17 protein-coding genes and 1 tRNA gene are annotated in these 18,252 nt (G+C 71.4%); 2 read left to right on the forward strand and 16 right to left on the reverse strand.

The window, feature by feature from the left end; genetic code table 11:
• Positions 1-63: 63 nt before the first annotated feature.
• The 6 genes from BIU89_RS04885 to BIU89_RS04910 all read right to left on the reverse strand — a co-directional run bounded on the left by BIU89_RS04885 (position 64) and on the right by BIU89_RS04910 (position 3,870).
• Entirely contained in the window at positions 64-390 is a 327-nt protein-coding gene (locus BIU89_RS04885) for a hypothetical protein (protein ID WP_071244982.1), read from the reverse strand.
• A gap of 58 nt (positions 391-448) precedes the next feature.
• On the reverse strand, positions 449-892 hold the full coding sequence (locus BIU89_RS04890) for a hypothetical protein (RefSeq protein ID WP_071244983.1): 444 nt from the start codon (positions 890-892) through the stop codon (positions 449-451).
• Positions 893-958: 66 nt separating this feature from the next.
• Positions 959-1,984 carry a S66 family peptidase gene (locus tag BIU89_RS04895; RefSeq protein WP_071244984.1) on the reverse strand — a complete coding sequence of 342 codons (1,026 nt, stop codon included), beginning with the start codon at positions 1,982-1,984 and terminating at the stop codon, positions 959-961.
• Positions 1,985-2,227: 243 nt separating this feature from the next.
• Positions 2,228-2,301: transfer RNA gene (locus BIU89_RS04900), tRNA-Pro, on the reverse strand.
• Between the two features lie 160 nt (positions 2,302-2,461).
• Positions 2,462-3,043 carry a hypothetical protein gene (locus BIU89_RS04905; RefSeq protein WP_071245046.1) on the reverse strand — a complete coding sequence of 194 codons (582 nt, stop codon included), beginning with the start codon at positions 3,041-3,043 and terminating at the stop codon, positions 2,462-2,464.
• Positions 3,040-3,870, reverse strand: a complete 831-nt coding sequence (locus BIU89_RS04910) for an endonuclease/exonuclease/phosphatase family protein (protein ID WP_071244985.1) — start codon at positions 3,868-3,870, stop codon at positions 3,040-3,042. Before BIU89_RS04910 ends, BIU89_RS04905 begins: the two co-directional genes overlap by 4 nt.
• Before the next feature lie 70 nt (positions 3,871-3,940).
• On the opposite strand from BIU89_RS04910, the gene BIU89_RS04915 reads away from it, so the two are divergent.
• Together BIU89_RS04915 and BIU89_RS04920 are read left to right on the forward strand one after the other, a co-directional pair.
• Positions 3,941-5,416, forward strand: a complete 1,476-nt coding sequence (locus tag BIU89_RS04915; RefSeq protein ID WP_071244986.1) for a hypothetical protein — start codon at positions 3,941-3,943, stop codon at positions 5,414-5,416.
• A 75-nt stretch (positions 5,417-5,491) separates the two neighbouring features.
• On the forward strand, positions 5,492-7,639 hold the full coding sequence (locus BIU89_RS04920; protein ID WP_071244987.1) for a RecQ family ATP-dependent DNA helicase: 2,148 nt from the start codon (positions 5,492-5,494) through the stop codon (positions 7,637-7,639).
• Positions 7,640-7,885: 246 nt separating this feature from the next.
• Here the strand turns inward: BIU89_RS04920 and BIU89_RS04925 are convergent, their stop codons facing one another.
• The 10 genes from BIU89_RS04925 to BIU89_RS04970 all read right to left on the reverse strand — a co-directional run bounded on the left by BIU89_RS04925 (position 7,886) and on the right by BIU89_RS04970 (position 18,250).
• Positions 7,886-8,407 (reverse strand): hypothetical protein, encoded by a 522-nt coding sequence (locus BIU89_RS04925; protein WP_071244988.1) that lies wholly within the window; start codon positions 8,405-8,407, stop codon positions 7,886-7,888.
• A gap of 139 nt (positions 8,408-8,546) precedes the next feature.
• Positions 8,547-9,173, reverse strand: a complete 627-nt coding sequence (locus BIU89_RS04930; RefSeq protein ID WP_139178800.1) for a hypothetical protein — start codon at positions 9,171-9,173, stop codon at positions 8,547-8,549.
• 114 nt (positions 9,174-9,287) lie between these two features.
• A complete protein-coding gene (der, locus tag BIU89_RS04935) occupies positions 9,288-10,808 on the reverse strand; it encodes a ribosome biogenesis GTPase Der (protein WP_027464783.1) in 1,521 nt (506 codons plus the stop codon).
• Positions 10,809-10,953: 145 nt separating this feature from the next.
• On the reverse strand, positions 10,954-11,649 hold the full coding sequence (cmk, locus tag BIU89_RS04940) for a (d)CMP kinase (RefSeq protein WP_051596569.1): 696 nt from the start codon (positions 11,647-11,649) through the stop codon (positions 10,954-10,956).
• Positions 11,650-11,840: 191 nt separating this feature from the next.
• The gene (locus BIU89_RS04945) at positions 11,841-12,953 is read right to left on the reverse strand and encodes a prephenate dehydrogenase (protein ID WP_051596539.1); all 1,113 of its coding nucleotides are present in this window, start codon (positions 12,951-12,953) and stop codon (positions 11,841-11,843) included.
• Between the two features lie 58 nt (positions 12,954-13,011).
• Complete coding sequence (locus BIU89_RS18870; RefSeq protein WP_231495626.1) at positions 13,012-13,800, reverse strand: pseudouridine synthase; 789 nt, start codon at positions 13,798-13,800, stop codon at positions 13,012-13,014.
• Between the two features lie 1,177 nt (positions 13,801-14,977).
• Positions 14,978-15,667: an SMC-Scp complex subunit ScpB gene (gene scpB / locus BIU89_RS04955; protein ID WP_027464780.1), complete on the reverse strand. Its 690-nt coding sequence runs from the start codon at positions 15,665-15,667 to the stop codon at positions 14,978-14,980.
• The gene (locus BIU89_RS04960; RefSeq protein ID WP_171907825.1) at positions 15,657-16,460 is read right to left on the reverse strand and encodes a segregation and condensation protein A; all 804 of its coding nucleotides are present in this window, start codon (positions 16,458-16,460) and stop codon (positions 15,657-15,659) included. Before BIU89_RS04960 ends, scpB begins: the two co-directional genes overlap by 11 nt.
• Positions 16,444-17,319, reverse strand: coding sequence for a ParA family protein (locus tag BIU89_RS04965; RefSeq protein WP_017885900.1), 876 nt, complete (start codon positions 17,317-17,319; stop codon positions 16,444-16,446). Before BIU89_RS04965 ends, BIU89_RS04960 begins: the two co-directional genes overlap by 17 nt.
• A 115-nt stretch (positions 17,320-17,434) precedes the next feature.
• Complete coding sequence (locus tag BIU89_RS04970; protein WP_071244990.1) at positions 17,435-18,250, reverse strand: SseB family protein; 816 nt, start codon at positions 18,248-18,250, stop codon at positions 17,435-17,437.
• Positions 18,251-18,252: the final 2 nt, after the last annotated feature.

Below are 18,252 nucleotides of genomic sequence, written 5' to 3' on the forward strand. Positions count from 1 at the left end.
TCGGCTCACTCGGGCGAGGAGACCGTTGATGGACCGTTTACCGGTCAGGCAGGCAGGTACTGACTAGGCCAGGTCACTTGGCTCGCGAAGCTCACCCCAGGCGAACGTGGTCTCTGCGAGGAAGTCCTGGAGATCACTTTGGACAGACAACACCATCTCTCGGGTGCCTTGAGCCAGCTGCAACGATCCGGAGCCCCCGTCCTCGCCAAACACCGCCCAGCGAAGCCAGGTCGAGCCGCTCTCGATGATGTCGGAGTCGAAGAGCTCGTGCCCGTCGGCGATCTGCTCGACCCGTACCGTGAGCGTTTTCCGTTCACGGGGAGTGAGCATGGAGTCGAACATGGGGTCGAGTAGCCGCATCAGATCCGCCACGGACAGCAAGGTGCTCACGCGGTCACCATAACGCTGCCCATCCGGTAGCCGATCACCTACGGGGCGCCTTCATCGTTCAGGAGAGAGGGCTGAGCACAACGCAGCCGGTTCCAGCGTCGACGCGCACGACTGGCAGACCGTCTCCATGTCCCTCGGCTCGAACGACGACGTCCTTGCCTACTGCTGAACTCACCAGCCGAAACAAGCGAACAAGCCCGTTGACGGCCTCGTCATCGATCAGCTCCCGAAGGTCGAAGTCGAACTCGATGGGGGCTCCCCAGTCGAAGAAGAAATTGACGTGGACGCCGTCGGTCGGCCAGACGGAATAGCTTTCTCCTTCATCACCTCCACGGCGCTCCTCAACACGGATCCACGGCGCGCTCGTGAGGGCGTCACGCAACGTGTCGATGTCACCCCCCAGGGAGCCGATCACCTCAGCATCAGGAAGGACCAGCGGCTCCAAGCCGTCAGCTTCACGGAAAGCCTTCCGCAGAGCCCCTGCAGTGACCTCACCATCCACGACTCGAACCTCTCAGCTGAGCCCGGCGGGCGCAACGTCCCTTTGAGGGATCCCTGACCGGTCGAGCTACGGGACCAGGTGCTGCATGATCGAGCCGTCCGCCCCGTTGAGTCGGACTTCTGCCATGGCGCCGTTCACGAGTGGCATCTGCGGCGGCTGGTGCCCGGTGTCGAAATCGAGGAGTACCGGCACGTCGAGGTCGCCCAGCACCCGACGCACGGCTTCTTCCTGGGTCAGTTCGGGCACGGCCGCGCCGTCGGTGCGGCCGATCAGAACACCGTTCGCGTCGTCGAACCAGCCCGCGAGGCGCAGCGAGGTGAGCATCCGAAGGACGGTGATCGCGTTGGACTCGGCTGCTTCGAGGTAAACGATCGTGCCCTCCGGGGCGTACTTCCGCGCGAATCCAGGTACGTCGCCATAGGGCGTTCCGGCGAGCAGCGACACGGTTTCGAGGCACCCGCCGATCAGACGGCCGCGCATCGTCACGTCATTCGCACCGTCGAGGGACCGCCACCTCGTGGGGGATTCGTACGCGTGTTCGCGATCCAACGGCTCATCAGCCCACGCTCCCCACGGGCGGCTGCGCCGGCGAGGTGCGCTGTACTGCTCGAAGGTGCTCCCTGGCGGAAGCGCCACGACGTCGGTCCATCGCTCGAACTCGGTAGGCAGCTCGTACGGCTCGTCCATGAGGTTGGCGCCGTGGAGTGTCGCGAGCCCTGTCCGCGTTGTCAGCGGCAACAGCAACGTCGAGATGTCCGACCACCCCACGAACCAGGGGCGAGCTTCAACAAGGGCGTCCCAGTTGATCTTCTCGACCAATTCGATAGCAAGCTCCCCGCCCCACGGTGGAAGTACCGCGTCGGCTGCCTCGAACGCAGCGTGCAGATCCTCGGCGCGGGCAGCGGCAGGCGCCGGCGTGAGACCAGTCGTGGACGTGTGCGGGCGCACATGAGTCTCGAACCCGAGTGTCGTGAGCGCTTCGACCGAAGTCTGCAATCGCTCGAGGAGATGCACGGGAACCCCCATCGACGGTGCAGGAACCTCGATCCGCCCGCCTGGTTGGAGCGGCGTTGGGTAGGTGATGCTCGCCATGATTCGACCGTAGCGGCATCCGAAGCATGTCCCGCAAGCCGGTCCTCCCACGGACCACGGTGTCCAACTCGGACTCGGATTCGAACCGGACGATCCGCGAGAAGACTTGTGTCGCAGATAGGTGGTCCGCTCATCGTCGCAATGACGGAGCCCTATGCGGACGACCCAACGACACCCGCCGGAACGACAGAAGCCCACCGAGATCCTCGGCGGGCTTCTGTCGTCGTGTCAGAAACGTTTCGGTCGGGCTGACAGGATTTGAACCTGCGACCCCTTGACCCCCAGTCAAGTGCGCTACCAAGCTGCGCCACAGCCCGCGAGTTCCGGAGAACTCAGGATCCCGGAGGATCCTCGCCCGCGTCCGACCGGAGCGCGAGCGACCGGTCCAGCATAGCGGACGTCAGACCCCCTCCGTGCCACGGCGAGTCGCACCGAACGAGCACCGCACAGGCAAAGAACAGGAGCACGCACGCACGCTCAGCCCGGCCGCACCACCTCGCGCCGCGCCGCCAACCACGGCAACCCGAGCCCGACGAGCAACCCGCCGGACCCGTCCGCCGCCAGGTCCCCGATCGTGTCGTCGTACCCGACGAAGATCTTCGAGTCGACGAAGTTGTGCCCGAGCCACTCCCCCATCTCCCAGACCGCCCCGACCGCGAGTCCCGCGCACAGCGCGAGCACCGCGACGACCACCCGGCGCTCGGCGTGCGGCGCCGGTACCGCCCGCAGATCGGCACCGATGACGTAGAGCACCGCCGCGAGCAGCCCCGTCAGCACGACGTGCATGAACTTGTCCCACAGGAAGACGGTCGTGTACCACTCGAGCACGCTCGACCACCCGGCGAGGAGCACGAGCACGCACACCGCCACGTCGAAGGCCGGCCGCAGCCCGAGCATCCGCGGCACCACGACGCCGAGCAGCGCCAGCGCCATGACCGGGAACGCCGTCCCACCCCACCCGACGCTCGCCACGACGACGCTCACGAGCGTCAGCGCCCGTACCACGTCGGCCACCAGGAACCGCGGCCGCAGGAACGTCGGTCCGAGCGTGGCGATCACGACGCCCACCGCACGACCGCGTGCACGGCAGCGTGGTCGGACGGCCACACGCCGCCCGGCCGCCGCACGTCGACCGCGACGCGGTCCACCTCCGCCTCGGATGTCACGAGCACCCCGTCGATCCGCCGGCCACCGACACGCGGACTCCCGTAGTGCGGGTACGTCCCGTAGGGCTCACCCACCTGCCTGGAGGCCCGCCCCCAGCTGTCCTCGACACCCGCCTCCGCCAGGGCGCGCCATGGTGCGGAACCGGCGGGGCTGTTCCAGTCGGCCATGACCACCGCGGGCAGGCCGCGCTGCCGGACGATCCGGCCGAGCAGTTCGGCGGACCGCAGTCGGGCCCACGGCGAGGCGACGTCGAGGTGGGTGGCGATCGCCAGGAACCTGATGCCGGTCGCGCGGTCGTCGACGACGGCTCCGACGGCGTGCCGGGGGAAGGACGTGGCCCACGACCGCGAGCCGGAGCGGTGGGGTGTGCGGGAGAGTGCCCAGGTGCGGCGCTCGACGACGTCGAGGCGGGAACGGTCGAGGAACAGGCCGACCTGTTCGCCACCGCCGCGCGTTCCCCGCCCGGCCAGGACGGGCTCCCAACCCGACCCGAAGCCGGACATCAGGTCGTCTGCCTGCGTGGGCAGGGCCTCCTGGACGGCGAGGACGGTGGGCGCTTCGGACGTGACGAGCGCGAGCACGGCGTCGCGGCGACGATCCCAGGCGTCCGGATGGGTCGGCTGTCGCGGCACGCGGCGACGCACGTTGAGCGTCATGCAGTGCACCTCGGGCGACCGGACCGGTCCGATGAGCGGGCGGTCGTCGGGGTGGTGGGGCATGCCTCCCTTCTACGAGACGACACCCGTCGGATTCCCAGGGACCTCTCCGTCTGGCTCGTATGGTGGCTCGATGCGTTCTCGTTCCACCCCTCGCTTCCTGTTCGCGATCGCGGTCTCCGGGCTGCTGCTCGGAGCCGCCGGGTGCACGTCGAGCGGACCGGACACGAGCCGCCCGACCCTGGCGAAGGCCTCGGCCGACACCGTCACGGTGGCCGACGCTGCGGACGCCGCCGCCCGGTCCGTCCGCGTCAGCAAGGCCCTGTTCGCGAGCGCTCCCGGAGCGGTCGTCGCCCGGGCCGGCGACGCCGACGGGATCCGTGGTGCGGCGAAGGCAGCGGCGAGCGCCCACGTCCCGGTGCTGCTGACGACCAAGGACACGAGCGCCGCCGTCGCCCGCGAGCTCGACCGGCTCGGTGCCGACTGGTACCAGGCCGAGGGCGACGTGTCGGTCGACACGGACGTCGAACAGCGGCAGGCGCCGGACGGCGGTGACGCACCGGAGCCGACCCGGGCCTCCCGGCAGGCGACCGTGGTGGTGGCGGACGCGAGTGCGGACGCTGCCGCCGTGGCGACCGCGAAGGCCGCCGGCGCCCGCGTCGTGACCATGCCGGAGGGCGTGACCGACCCGGCTGCCGCACCCGACGTGGTGACGGCGCTGCACGAGCGGGCGAAGCACCCGACCGTCCTGGTCGGCGCGGCGTTCGACACCCTGCCGGATCCGGAGTGGACGGTCCGGGCTGCCGAGGGTGGGTTCCAGCTGCGGAACGGCGGCCAGCGGCCGTTCGACGGGCACCGGTACGTCGCACTGTACGGGGCTCCCGGAGCGCCGGCGCTGGGCGTGCTCGGCGAGCAGGGGCCGAAGGAGACCGTGCACCGTGCCGAGCAGGTCGCGAAGCCGTACCGGGCGGAGTCCGACGAGCTCGTGACGCCCGCGATGGAGGTCATCGCGACCGTCGCCGCCGGGGACGCCGGCGCCGACGGCGACTACTCGACGGAACTGCCGGTGTCGACGCTCGAGCCCTACGTCGATGCCGCGCACGAGGCGGACATGCCGGTCATCATCGACCTGCAGCCCGGGCGGTCGGACTTCCTGTCGCAGGCCAAGAAGTACGAGTCGCTGCTGAAGAAGCCGGGCGTGTGGCTGGCGCTCGACCCGGAGTGGCGGCTGACGAAGGACCAGGTGCCCCTGCAGCAGATCGGCAGCGTGTCGGCGTCCGAGGTGAACGAGGTCTCCTCGTGGCTGGCTGCGCTGGTGCAGAAGGAGGGGCTGCCGCCGAAAGCCCTGGTGCTGCACCAGTTCCGGCTGTCGATGATCCAGGACCGCTCCGCACTGCAGACCCACCCGGAGCTCGACATGCTCGTGCACGTCGACGGGCAGGGGTCGCAGCCGGACAAGCAGGCGACGTGGAAGGCACTGCACCAGGGCGCGCCGGAGGGGCTGCACTGGGGCTGGAAGAACTTCTATGACGAGGACACGCCCATGCTGACGCCCGCGCAGACCATGCAGCAGGTGCAGCCGACGCCGTCGTTGGTCACGTACCAGTAAGCGCGCGCCGTCGCGTTGTCCACAGTCTGGAGGCGCGGGTCGGGTTTCGTCGGTCGGTGCTGACAGCATGGGGGCATGGACACCCCCTCCGCCGCTCCGTCTGTCGTCTCGCCTTCTGCGGACATCGCCGCCGAGGCGCAGCAGGCGCTCGCTGCGCTCACCGGGCGCCCCGACGCGGTGTCCCACCCCGGACAGCTCGAGGCCATCTCGGCGCTGGTCGAGCACCGGCAGCGAGCCCTGGTCGTGCAGCGCACCGGGTGGGGCAAGTCCGCGGTGTACTTCCTCGCGACGCTGCTGCTGCGCCGACGCGGAGGCGGCCCGACCGTCCTGGTGTCGCCGCTGCTCGCCCTGATGCGCGACCAGGTCGCCGCCGCCGCGCGGGCCGGTGTCCGCGCGGTGTCGATCAACTCCGCGAACGCCCACGAGTGGGGCGAGACCCAGGCCGCCCTCGCCCGTGACGAGGTCGACGTGCTCCTCGTCTCCCCCGAGCGACTGAACAACCCGAAGTTCCGCGACGAGCAGATGCCGACCCTGATCGCCCGGATGGGCATGCTCGTGGTCGACGAAGCACACTGCATCTCGGACTGGGGCCACGACTTCCGGCCGGACTACCGCAGACTGGCCGAGCTCATCCGGTCGCTCCCCCACGGCGTCCCCGTCCTGGCCACCACCGCGACGGCGAACGAGCGCGTGGTCGAGGACGTCGCCGAACAGCTCACCGCCGGTCCGGCCGACCCGGTGTTCACCATCCGCGGGTCCCTGGCTCGCAAGTCCCTGCGCCTCGGCGTGCTCACGCTGCCCGATGCCCGGCAGCGGCTCGGCTGGCTCCTCGCGCACCTCGGCGACCTGCCCGGCAGCGGCATCATCTACACGCTCACCGTCTCGGCAGCCGAGGACATCGCACGGCTGCTGCGCGACAACGGGTACGCCGTCCGGGCCTACACGGGGCGCACCGACACCGACGAGCGCGAACAGCTCGAACAGCAGCTCAAGGGCAACGAGCTGAAGGCCCTGGTCGCCACGAGCGCGCTCGGCATGGGGTTCGACAAGCCCGACCTCGGGTTCGTCGTGCACGTCGGGGCTCCTTCGTCGCCCGTCGCCTACTACCAGCAGATCGGTCGTGCGGGTCGCGCGACCGACAACGCCGACGTCCTGCTCCTGCCCGGGCGTGAGGACCGCGAGATCTGGCAGTACTTCGCCAGCGCCTCGATGCCGACCGAGGCCCGCGCCGCCGCCGTGCTCGGCGCCCTGTCCACCGACACCGCGATGTCGACCGTGGCGCTCGAGGGCCTGGTCGACATCAAGCGTTCCACCCTCGAACTCCTGCTCAAGGTGCTCGACGTCGACGGCGCCGTCCGACGCGTCACCGGCGGCTGGGTGTCGACCGGGCAGCCGTGGGAGTACGACGCACCCCGGTACGAGCGGGTCGCAGCGGCCCGCGCTGCCGAGGCAGCGTCGATGCTCGACTACGAGTCCACCTCTGCCTGCCGCATGCAGCTGCTGCAGCAGGACCTCGACGACCCCTCGGCCGAGCCCTGCGGCCGGTGCGACAACTGCGCCGGGGCGTGGTTCCCGACCGCCGTGTCCGACACCGACTCGTCCGGGGCAGCGGCCGCGCTCGACAAGGTCGGCGTCGAGATCGCCCCGCGTGCCCAGTGGCCCTCGGGGATGTCGTCGCTCGGGGTCTCGGTGCGGGGCAAGATCGGCGCGGACGAGCTCGTGCAGCCCGGCCGTGCGGTGGCGCGTCTGACCGACCTCGGCTGGGGCGGTCCCCTGCGTGCGCTGTTCTCGACGTCCACCCCCGATGCCCCGATCTCGCGCGAGCTCGTCGACGGCTGTGTCCGGGCGCTCAAGGACTGGCCGTGGGAGACCCGGCCGACCGGTGTCGTGGCGATGTCGTCACGGTCGCGGCCCGAGCTCGTGGGGTCCCTCGCCCAGGCGCTGTCCACGATCGGGCGGCTGCAGTTCCTCGGCACGCTCGGCCGCGCCGGCGGGACCCCTCGTGGCGACGGTGCGACGAACAGCGCCTACCGACTGTCCGGCGTGTGGGACACCTTCGTGGTCGATCCATCGCTCGCCGCAGCCCTGCAGGCGCACGAGGGCCCGGTGCTGCTCGTCGACGACCTGGTCGACAGCCGGTGGACGATGACCGTGGCCGGCCGGGAGCTCCGGCGTGCCGGGGCCGCCGCCGTGCTGCCGTTCGCCCTGGCCACGGTCGCGTAGCCCGGTCGCGCCGCCCCCGCACCTGTTCTGCGACAGTCCACGTGTCGATCGACGCGTGTTCTGTCGCGGTGCCGGTCCGCCCGCGCGAGCGTCGACGCCGACGCCGAACGACACCACCGACGTCGTACGACACCGACATCGTCGCTCCCGAGCGTGCGCAACAACCCGCGCCCGCAAGAAGCGACACCACCGACGTCGTACGACACCGACATCGTCGCTCGGCGTCGGCACCCGCCCGCCGGAGCCCTAACGCCGCGCGGGCTTCGGGAACGTCGCCCGCATGTGGTCGCTCGTCAGCACGTCGCCGATGCCGACCATGAGCACCGAGAACAGGATCTGCTCGATGACCATCCAGAACGGGTAGAGCCCGGGGATCGCCGCGACGATCAGCGTCACGATCGGGAAGATCCGGCTGAACAACCGCAGCCGCTGGTACGCCCAGTAGTACCCGAGCTGCGCCCGCCAGGCGAACACGTAGAGCGTCAGGGTGATGAGCAGCACCACGGTGGACCGGAACCACACCGCCCACGACAGGGACTCCCCCGCGCGGGTCAGCAGCACGGCGACCACGATGGCGGTGAGCCCGACGACGGTCTCGGCGACGAGCAGCCACCGGATCCACCGGAACGAGCGGACGGTGTCGGGGTGTCCGAGCATGTCCTCGCGGATCACGTACCCGGACTGCCGGCCTCCGGCCAACCGGTCGAGCCGCAGACGGCACCACACGCGGTCGGCGAGCACACCGAGTCCGTCGTTCTGCTGCGTCACCAGTACATCGTGCCCCATCCCGGCGGCGGCAGCGGACGCGGCACAGCCACGAGCATCGACGTGGAACGACACTGTCGACGTCGGACGACCACGACAGTGTCGTTCGGCGTCGGCACAGCAAGGCCCCAGCGCGCCGCGCTCAGTCCGACGGGACGAGTGCCGCGCCGCCCAGCACGGTGCCGGTGTCGGCGTCGAGCAGGACCAGGGAACGGACCTCGTCGGGCAGTGACCACGGATCGCTGAGCACGACGGTCAGTCCCTGTTCGACCCCGGCGGCCTGGAACAGGTCGTAGGACTCCCCGGCGGGTGTCCACACCGGCTTCGAACCACCGCGCACCGTCCCCGCGGACAGCACGACGTCGACGGGGCCGTCCCCGCCGGTCTCCAGGTGGTCGATCTCCACCGCGAGGGTCTCGTCACTCGTGTTCGCGGCGATCCGGACGTGCCCGGAGGCCGCAGCCCCGATGCCGACGATGTCACCGGACACCGGCGGGACGCGGCGCCACCACGGGTCGATGGGCGAGCCGTCGACCGGACGGACGGGTTCGGGCTCGATCGGTTCCTCGAGGCCGTTGGACGGCGGCAGTCGGACGTCGGGCGACTGCGCCGGCTCGGAGGGCACGGGGTCGGCACGGGTGACCGTGTCGCCGTCGTCGGACGTGTGCGAGATCGTCCAGAGGGACACCGAACCCACGACGACCACACCGACGAGGACGCCCACCAGGGCGAGTCGACGTCGGTCCGCTGCCCACGGCCCGGTACCCACGCCCCCATGATGCCGCACCGGCGCGACGGACCGGCTCCGGGCCTCCAGGCCGAGCACGAACGCAGAACGCGCCCCGACGGATCGGGGCGCGCTCTGCGTGACGGGTGGGACGGCTCAGCGCTTCCGGCGCTCGCGCACCCGCATGTTGACGTTGATCGGCGTGCCGGAGAAGCCCCAGACCTCGCGGAGGCGACGCGTGATGAAGCGTCGGTACTGCGGGTCGAGGAACGCCGACGTGAAGAGCACGAAGGTCGGCGGCTGGCTCGACGCCTGGGTCCCGAACAGGATGCGGGGCTGCTTGCCGCCGCGCACGGGGTGGGGGTGTTCCTGCACGAGCTCGGCGATGAAGGCGTTGACCTTACCGGTCGGGATGCGGGTGTCCCACGACTCGAGGGCGGTCTCGAGCGCCGGCACGAGCTTCTCGAGGTGGCGGCCGGTACGGGCCGAGATGTTCACGCGCGGGGCCCAGGCGACGTGCGCCAGGTCCTGCTCGATCTCACGCTCCAGGTAACGGCGTCGCTCGTCGTCGAGCAGGTCCCACTTGTTGTAGGCCAGCACGAGGGCACGGCCGGACTCGAGGACGAGGTCGATGATGCGGAGGTCCTGCACGGACACCGGCTCGGTGACGTCGAGGACGACGACGGCGACCTCGGCCTTCTCGAGCGCGGCGGTGGTGCGGAGCGACGCGTAGAAGTCGGCGCCCTGCTGCATGTGGACGCGCTTGCGGATGCCGGCGGTGTCGACGAAGCGCCACACCTTGCCGCCGAGCTCGATCTGCTCGTCCACCGGGTCGCGGGTGGTGCCGGCGATGTCGTTCACGACGACCCGCTCTTCACCGGCGGCCTTGTTGAGCAGCGAGCTCTTGCCGACGTTCGGGCGGCCGAGGATGGCCACGCGGCGGGGGCCGCCGACCTCCTGCTTGGCGACGGCCGAGGTGTCAGGCAGCGTCTTGATGATCAGGTCGAGCAGGTCCGCGACGCCACGGCCGTGCAGGGCCGACACCGGGTGCGGCTCGCCGAGCCCCAGGTTCCAGAGTTCGTAGGCGTCGAGTTCACGGCGCTCGTCGTCGGCCTTGTTCGCGACGACGATGACGGGGCGGTCGGTGCCGCGGAGCATCTTGACGACGTGCTCGTCGGTGGCGGTGATCCCGACCGTGACGTCCACGACGAACAGCACGGCGTCGGCGAGGTCGATCGCGACCTCGGCCTGTGCGGCGACCGAGGCGTTGATGCCCTCGGCGCCGGGCTCCCAGCCGCCGGTGTCGACGAGCGTGAAGCGCTTGTCGTTCCAGTCTGCCTTGTAGCTGACACGGTCGCGGGTGACGCCGGGGACGTCCTGCACGACGGCCTCACGACGACCGAGGATGCGGTTCACGAGCGCGGACTTGCCGACGTTCGGGCGGCCGACGATCGCGAGCACCGGGTAGGCGGGCAGGTAGTGGACGCCGTCCTCGCCGACCTGACCGGCCTCGAGCAGCGCGAGGTCTTCGTCCTCGAGGTCGTACTCCTCGAGTCCGGCGCGGAGCGCGGTCGCGCGCTGCTCGGCCTCGGCCTCGTCGAGTCCGGCGAGCCGCTCGCCGAGGGCGTCGTCGTACTGGGGGAAGTCGTCGTTGTCCGGGTTGTCCAGCTGAGCCATCTTGGGTTCCTCGCGAGCGGCCGGGGCCGCGGTGTCGGTGGCCGTTGCCGGCCGGGCCGGGGGTCCGGCCGTGGTGGACCGTCCCGCCGAGGCGGTCCGGTCTGCGTCAGTGCGTGATCGGCCCGCCGAGGCGGTCCGGTCTGCGTCAGTGCGTGGCCGCGCGGGCCAGGTCGACGACCGCCTGCACGGTCTGGTCGAAGTCGAGGTCGGTGGAGTCGAGCGTCGTGACGCCGTCGGCGGCGTTCATGAAGTCGACGACCTTCGCGTCCGCCGCGTCGCGACGAGCGAGTGCTGCGGAGGTCTCGGCGGCCGACTGGGTCGTGACCTCTGCCGAGCGTCGGGCCATTCTAACGGACTCGTCGGCCGTCAGCAGGATCCGGACCTCGGCATCGGGTGCGACGACCGTGGTGATGTCCCGGCCCTCGGTGATGATGCCCGGGGCGTCGGTCTTCCGCATCACGTTCCGGAACAGCTGGACCAGGCGCTTCCGGACGTCCGGGAGCTTCGCGATGTGGGCGACCGCGCCGGTGACGTCGGGGGTGCGGATGGCCTCGGTCACGTCGGTCTCCCCCACCTTGACGTAGTAGTCGTCGGGGTCGGTGCCGATGGCGTAGTCGAAGGTGTCCCAGCTCGCGAGGATCGCCGCGGCGTCGTCGAGGTCGACCCGCTGCTGCAGGGCGTGCCACGCGAGTGCACGGTAGGCGGCGCCGGTGTCTTGGTAGCCGTAGCCCAGGGCGCGGGCCGCCGCACGGGAGACGCTCGACTTGCCGCTGCCGGCGGGGCCGTCGACCGCGATGACGATCTTCGCCACGTAGGCGCCGTCGGCCAGGCCGGATGGCATCGGGGCGCTGGTCGAACCGGGCTCCCCGCCGGGTTCGCCGAGGCCGCCGGCCGGGCCACCGAGGGGGCCACCCTCAGCACCGCCGCGTGCCCCGTCGCCAGGAGTCGGCGTCGGCAGGCCGGAGTCGGGTCCGTCGGTCCCACCGGCGGGAGCGCGTCCACTGATCACGCCGGAGTCGTTCGTGTCGTCGTTCAGGCCCATGCTGCTGCGATCCTCCATCCGCGCCCCTCGAGTTCCTCGACGAGTCGCTGTTCCTGCTCGGGCAGCACCGACACCTCGACGATGCCGATCTGTGCGCCCGGTGAGTGCTCGAGGCGCATGTCCTCGAGGTTGATGCCGATCTCCCCGATGAACGTCAGGAGTGCGGCGATCTGCCCGGGGGTGTCGTCGACCAGGACGACCACCTGGGCGAAGCGCTTGGTGGTGCCGTGCTTGCCGGGGAGCCGTTCGACCCCGCGGTTGCCGTCGGCGATCGTCTCGGCGATGGTGCGCGGCGATCCGGCACCGTCTGGGTCGCCGAGCGCGTCGATCACGCGGGACAGGTCGTCGCGCAGGTCGGTGAGCACCGGCCGGATGTGCCCGGCGTTCGCCCCGATGATCTGCACCCAGAGCCCCGGGTCGCTCGCAGCGATCCGGGTGACGTCGCGCACACCGCCGCCGGCCAGGCCGAGCGACCCGTCGGGGGCGTCCCGCAGGCGCGAGGCCATCAGCGTCGACACGAGCTGCGGCGCGTGCGAGACGTACGCGACGGCGAGGTCGTGCGACTCCGGGTCCATCGGCACGACGGTGGCGCCGACGTCGAGCGCGAGGTCCTCGACCACCGCGGCACGCTGGTACGTGATGCCGTCGTGCCCGGCGATCACCCACGGGCGACCGACGAACAGGTCGGCGCGGGCGGCGGTCGGTCCGCTGCGCTCGCGTCCGGCCATCGGGTGCGACCCGATGTAGCGGGAGACGTCCGCGCCGGCCGCCACCAGGGCGGCGAGCGGCCCGGACTTCACGCTGGCGACGTCGGTCACCACGGCGTCGGGGTGGGCGGCGAGCTCGCGCTCCACCACCGTCGCGACGACGTCCGGCGGTACCGCGACGACGACGAGCTCCGGCTGGTCGCCGGCAGCCGGTCGACGCCCGGCGCCGTAGTCCACGGCGAGCGCCAGCGCGGCGGGCGAGACGTCGTCGAGGACGACGTCCACACCCTTCTCGCGCAGGGCGAGACCGATCGAGGCGCCGAGCAACCCGGCACCGACGACCCGGACCGGGCCGCGCAGACGGCGGTCGATGTCGGTCGGGGTCACGTCGGTCACCGGGCAAGCCTACCGATCGAGGCTCGGGCATCGGTCGATGCCCGTGCGTCGGGTTCGGTCAGTCCGCCGACTCGTCCTCGTACTCGTCGTCGTCCTGGTCGAGGGCGACGTCGCGGTCGTCACGAGCGGACGGCTTCGCGTCACGGACGGTGCTGAGCAGCTTGCCCACCTCGACCGTGCCGAGCTCGCGCATCTTGCCGGGCGGCAGGCTGCCCAGGTGCAGCGGTCCGAACGACCGGCGGACGAGTTCGAGGACCGGGTGGTCGACGGCCTCGAGCATGCGACGGACGATGCGGTTGCGGCCGGAGTGCAGGGTGATCTCGACGAGCGACTCACCCCGCGAGGACTCGAGCAACCGCACCTTGTCGGCCTTGATCGGACCGTCCTCGAGCTCGACGCCCTCGGTCAGGCGCTGCACCACGGCGGGGTTCACGTTGCCGTGGACCTTCGCGATGTACGTCTTCTGCACGCCGAACGACGGGTGCGCCAGCACGTGTGCCAGGTCGCCGTCGTTCGTCAGGACGAGCAGCCCGGACGTCTCGGTGTCGAGACGGCCGACGTTGAACAGGCGCTCCTCGTAGCGGTCCACGAACTCGGTCAGGTCGCGGCGACCGCGCTCGTCCTGCAGGCTCGAGACGACACCGGTCGGCTTGTTCAGCACGATGTAGCGCCGCGACGAGTCGATCTGCACCGGCACGCCGTCGACGCTGATCGCGTCCTTCTCGGGGTCGACGCGACGCCCGAGGGCGTCCACGACCTCGCCGTTGACCGTCACGCGGCCCTCGACGATCAGGTTCTCCGCGACCCGGCGGGATGCCACGCCGGCAGCGGCGATCACCTTCTGCAGGCGCTCACCCTCTGCCTGGAGGCCCGGCTCGGCCCCGGCAGGCGCCGTTCCGTCCGCCGCGTCCCAGTCCTCGATGATCGGCCGTTCGGGCGTGCCCTCGGCCGGGTTGCCCCGGTCGTCGCGCTGCCCGCTCGGCTTCGGCGTGGTGCGGTCGCTGTTGCGGACACTCGTGGTGCCGCCGACGTAGCGGCGGCCGTTGTGCCAGACGCGGCTCTGCTGGCCGTCCGGGGTGCGGCGGTCATCACGTGGCGCGGAGCTGCCACGGTCGTCACGGCCGCGGTACCCACCACGGTCGTCGCGCGGGGCGGAGCTGCGGTCGTCACGGCCCCGGTAGCCACCACGGTCGTCGCGCGGGGCGGAGCTGCGGTCGTCACGGCCCCGGTAGCCACCACGGTCATCGCGCGGGGCCGAGCTGCGGTCGTCACGGCCGCGGTACCCACCACGGTCGTCGCGCGGAGCGGAGTTGCCGCGGTAGCCACCACGGTCGCCGCCACCGGAACGGTCGTCGCGACCCCGGTAGCCGCCACGGTCCTCGCGCGGGGCAGGAGCACCACGGTCGTCACGGCCGCGGTACCCACCACGGTCGTCGCGCGGTGCGGAGGTCCCGCGGTCGTCGCGGCCCCGGTAGCCGCCACGGTCGTCGCGCGGAGCCGAGTTGCCGCGGTAGCCACCACGGTCGTCACGCGGAGCCGAAGCCCCACGGTCGTCACGGCCGCGGTACCCGCCACGGTCGTCACGCGGAGCCGAGTTGCCGCGGTAGCCACCACGGTCGCCACCGCGGTCGTCGCGCGGCGCAGAAGCCCCTCGGTCGTCACGGCCCCGGTAGCCACCACGGTCGTCACGCGGAGCGGAGGCACCCCGGTAGCCACCACGGTCTCCGCCACCGGAACGGTCGTCACGACCCCGGTAGCCACCACGGTCGTCACGCGGAGCCGAAGCCCCGCGGTACCCGCCGCGGTCGCCGCCACGGTCGTCACGCGACGGGTACCCGCCACGGCGGTCGTCGTCACGCGGCGGGCGTGCGCCCCCGCGGTCGTCGCGACCGTACCCGCCGGAGCGGCCACCGGCACTGGAACCGGCCCCGCCGCGTCCGCCGGCCGGGCGGCCGGAGCGATCCGGGCCTCCTGAGCGTCCGTTGCGGTCGTCTCGGTCTCGGGGCGCGCCGCGCCCCCGGTCGTCAAACCCTGCCATCGGGGATCCCTTCGTTCTGCTCGAAGCCGTCCGCACCGTCGTCCAGGAGGGGCGAGATGAGCGGCAGCTCGTCGAGCGAGTTGATGCCGAGCTGCTGCAGGAGCAGGTCGGACGTGACGTAGTTGATGGCGCCGGTCTCGGCGTCGGTGAACGACTCCTCGATGAGGCCGCGTGCCACCAGGGTTCGGACGACGCCGTCGACGTTGACGGCGCGGATCGCAGCGATCTGCGAGCGGGTGATCGGCTGCTTGTAGGCGACGACCGCCAGGGTCTCGAGTGCAGCCTGCGACAGCCGCGAGGGGCGCTCGGCCTCGACGAACTGCTCGACCACGGGGTCCAGGTCGGCGCGGACGTAGAAGCGCCAGCCGCCACCGACCTCGCGGAGCTCGAAGCCGCGGCGGATCGTACCGTCGACGCCGTCGAAGTCGGCGACCAGGCGGTCGATCGCCTGGCGGACGGCGGGGACGGGCGACCCGACGGCAGCGCCGAGGGCGACGAGCGACTGCGGCTGGTCGGCGATCATCAGGATGGCCTCGAGCTGGCGGTCGATGGGGATGGTCGGGTGGGCCTGCGATGCGGTGCGCTCGTGGATCTCGTGCTCGATCGCGCGGGCGTCGGCCATCTCGTCGGCGCCGCCGGGTTCGGCGCTGGACGTGTCGTGCACGTCATCCGTCATAGTCGGCTCCCAGGTTCGCGAGGCTCTCGTCGGACCAGTCCTCGGCGGTCCACCGCAGTGTCAGCTCCCCGAGCGGCTCGAGCTGCTCGAACGAGATCGACGCGTTCCGGTACAGCTCGAGGATCGCGAGGAAGCGAGCCACCACGATACCCGTCTGGTCGACGCCCGCGACCAGTTCACGGAACGAGACGCCCTCACCATCACGGGTGCGGAGGATCGAGACGACGATCGCGGCCTGTTCGCGGATGCTGATGAGCGGGGCGTGCAGGTGGTCGAGGCCGACGGTCGGGATCTCCCGTGGGGCGAAGGCCAGCGCGGCCAGTGCTGCGAAGTCCTGCACCGACAGGGTCCAGACGAGCTCCGGCGTCCGCGCACGGAACCGCTCCTCGAGCCGGACGCTGCGGACGTGCCGGCGCGACTCGACGCCCCAGCGCTCCCCGAACCAGTCGGCGGCCTGCTTGAACGCCCGGTACTGCAGCAGTCGGGCGAACAGCAGGTCGCGAGCCTCGAGCAGGGCGACGTCCTCGGCGTCCACGAGCTCGCCCTGGGGCAACAGCCCGACGATCTTCAGGTCGAGCAGGGTCGCCGCGACGACCAGGAACTCGCTGGCCTCGTCGAGCTCGTCGGCGGACTCGGCCTGCCGGACGTACTGGATGAACTCCCCCGTCACGGCACCGAGCGACACCTCGGTGATGTCGAGCTCGTGCTTCGTGATGAGCGACAGCAGGAGGTCGAACGGTCCGTCGAAGTTGGCGAGCCGGACCCGGAACCCCGCGTCAGGCGACGGCGCCACGCTGGACGAGCTCTCGTGCGAGCTGCCGGTAGGCGTGGGCGGCAGGGTGGTCCGGCGCGGTCTGCGTGATCGGGCGTGCGGACACCGTGGCGTCCGGGAACTTCACGGTGCGGCCGATGACGGTGTCGAGCACGCGGTCGTCGAAGGTGTCGACGACCCGCTCCATGACCTCGCGCGAGTGCAGCGTGCGCGAGTCGTACATGGTCGCCAGGATGCCGTCGAGCTTGAGCGCCGGGTTGAGGCGGTCGCGCACCTTGTCGATCGTCTCGATGAGCAGGGCGACACCGCGGAGCGCGAAGAACTCGCACTCGAGCGGGATGAGCACGCCGTGCGCCGCGGTCAGGGCGTTCACGGTGAGCAGGCCGAGCGACGGCTGGCAGTCGACCAGGATCACGTCGTAGTCGTTCGCGACCTTGCGCAGCACGCTCGCCAGGATCTGCTCGCGGGCGACCTCGTTGACCAGGTGCACCTCGGCCGCGGACAGGTCGATGTTCGCCGGGATGACGTCGAGGCCGGGGGTGTTCGTCGGCTGGATGACCTGGTTCGGGTCCTTCACGGCACCCATCAGCAGGTCGTACACGGTGTGGATGTCGTGGGTCCGGACCCCGAGGCCGGCGGACAGCGCGCCCTGCGGGTCGAAGTCGACGGCCAGGACCTTGCGGCCGTACTCGGCGAGCGCGGCGCCCAGGTTGATGGCCGTCGTGGTCTTGCCGACGCCGCCCTTCTGGTTGCAGAGCGCGATGATGCGGGCGGGTCCGGTGCTGTCGAGCTCCTCGGGCACGGGGAAGTCCCGGACGGGACGCCCCGTCGGACCGTGGGTGGTCGCGCCGGTGGGGTTGGTCGTCGGGTTCGGGCTCACCCCGTCATCGTACCGGCGACCTCGGGCTGGGCCGGGTCGCACCGCCGCGGGACCGTAGCGCTGCTGGCCGGCAGCCCGGCCACGGGCGCTGCTGCTGCGCTGTTGCTGCTGCTCGTCAGGCAGCGCGCAGGGCGACGCGCATGCTGTCGACCCGCTCGGCGATCACGGGGTCCGTTGACCACCGCTGCTGCAGCCGACCGACGAGCTCGCCGACCTGCTCTCGGTCGAGCCCCGGGTGCAGTGCCAGGCCCACCGTCAGCTCCGGCCCGGCGAACCGGCCGACCGGGTCACCCGGCGCGAGTTCGACACGGGCGACGCTGGACTCATCCTCGACCGAGGCGGCGAAGGCGCGGGCCACGTCGGGGTCCTCGAAGCACGGCGCCCACGGCAGGTCCTGCCCGAGCGCCCACACCGCCGGACGACGCAGCACGAACTCGGTCGGCGACTTCGGGTCGAGCACGACGAGCTGGGTGTCCTCGCTCGCCGCAGCCATCGCCACGCGGCGGGACTCCACCGGCACCGGGCGCGCGTCCGGGTCCCACGCGTGCATGGCGTCGACCGAGGTGAACGCCGGCATGACGCTGCGACCGTCCGGACCTGCGACCGTCACGATCGAGAGTTCCTGGGTCTTGTCGACGAGCTTGCCCTCGTCGGTCTCCCCCACGTCGCCGGCCTCGGCGATGAGCGGGATGAGCAGGCGGGCGGCGCGGAGCGCCTCGACGACCGCTGCCTGGGAGGCACCGTCGGCGAGCGCACCGATCGCGGCGACCACCGCGGGGTCGGCGAGTCCGTCGTCCTCGGCGAACGCGGTGTCGTGGTGGTCGAACGTGCGGCCTTCCCACGAGAAGCCCGCCGAGTCCGCGGCCCCGCCGGGGGTGTGCGCGTCGTCGGCGTCGGGCCCGGTGCCACGGCCGTTCGAGATGCCCGCCACGG

It is taken from the genome of Curtobacterium sp. MCBA15_005, assembly GCF_001864855.1.
Classification (GTDB): Bacteria; Actinomycetota; Actinomycetes; order Actinomycetales; family Microbacteriaceae; genus Curtobacterium; species Curtobacterium flaccumfaciens.

What these genes read in the sequence shown, in the direction of transcription:
- scpB (WP_027464780.1), bottom strand. Translation starts at nt 15,667, where the DNA reads ATGACGGATGACGTGCACGACACGTCCAGCGCCGAACCCGGCGGCGCC.
- cmk (WP_051596569.1), bottom strand. Translation starts at nt 11,649, where the DNA reads ATGCCATCCGGCCTGGCCGACGGCGCCTACGTGGCGAAGATCGTCATC.
- BIU89_RS04910 (WP_071244985.1), bottom strand. Translation starts at nt 3,870, where the DNA reads ATGCCCCACCACCCCGACGACCGCCCGCTCATCGGACCGGTCCGGTCG.
- BIU89_RS04895 (WP_071244984.1), bottom strand. Translation starts at nt 1,984, where the DNA reads ATGGCGAGCATCACCTACCCAACGCCGCTCCAACCAGGCGGGCGGATC.
- der (WP_027464783.1), bottom strand. Translation starts at nt 10,808, where the DNA reads ATGGCTCAGCTGGACAACCCGGACAACGACGACTTCCCCCAGTACGAC.
- BIU89_RS04920 (WP_071244987.1), top strand. Translation starts at nt 5,492, where the DNA reads ATGGACACCCCCTCCGCCGCTCCGTCTGTCGTCTCGCCTTCTGCGGAC.
- BIU89_RS04915 (WP_071244986.1), top strand. Translation starts at nt 3,941, where the DNA reads ATGCGTTCTCGTTCCACCCCTCGCTTCCTGTTCGCGATCGCGGTCTCC.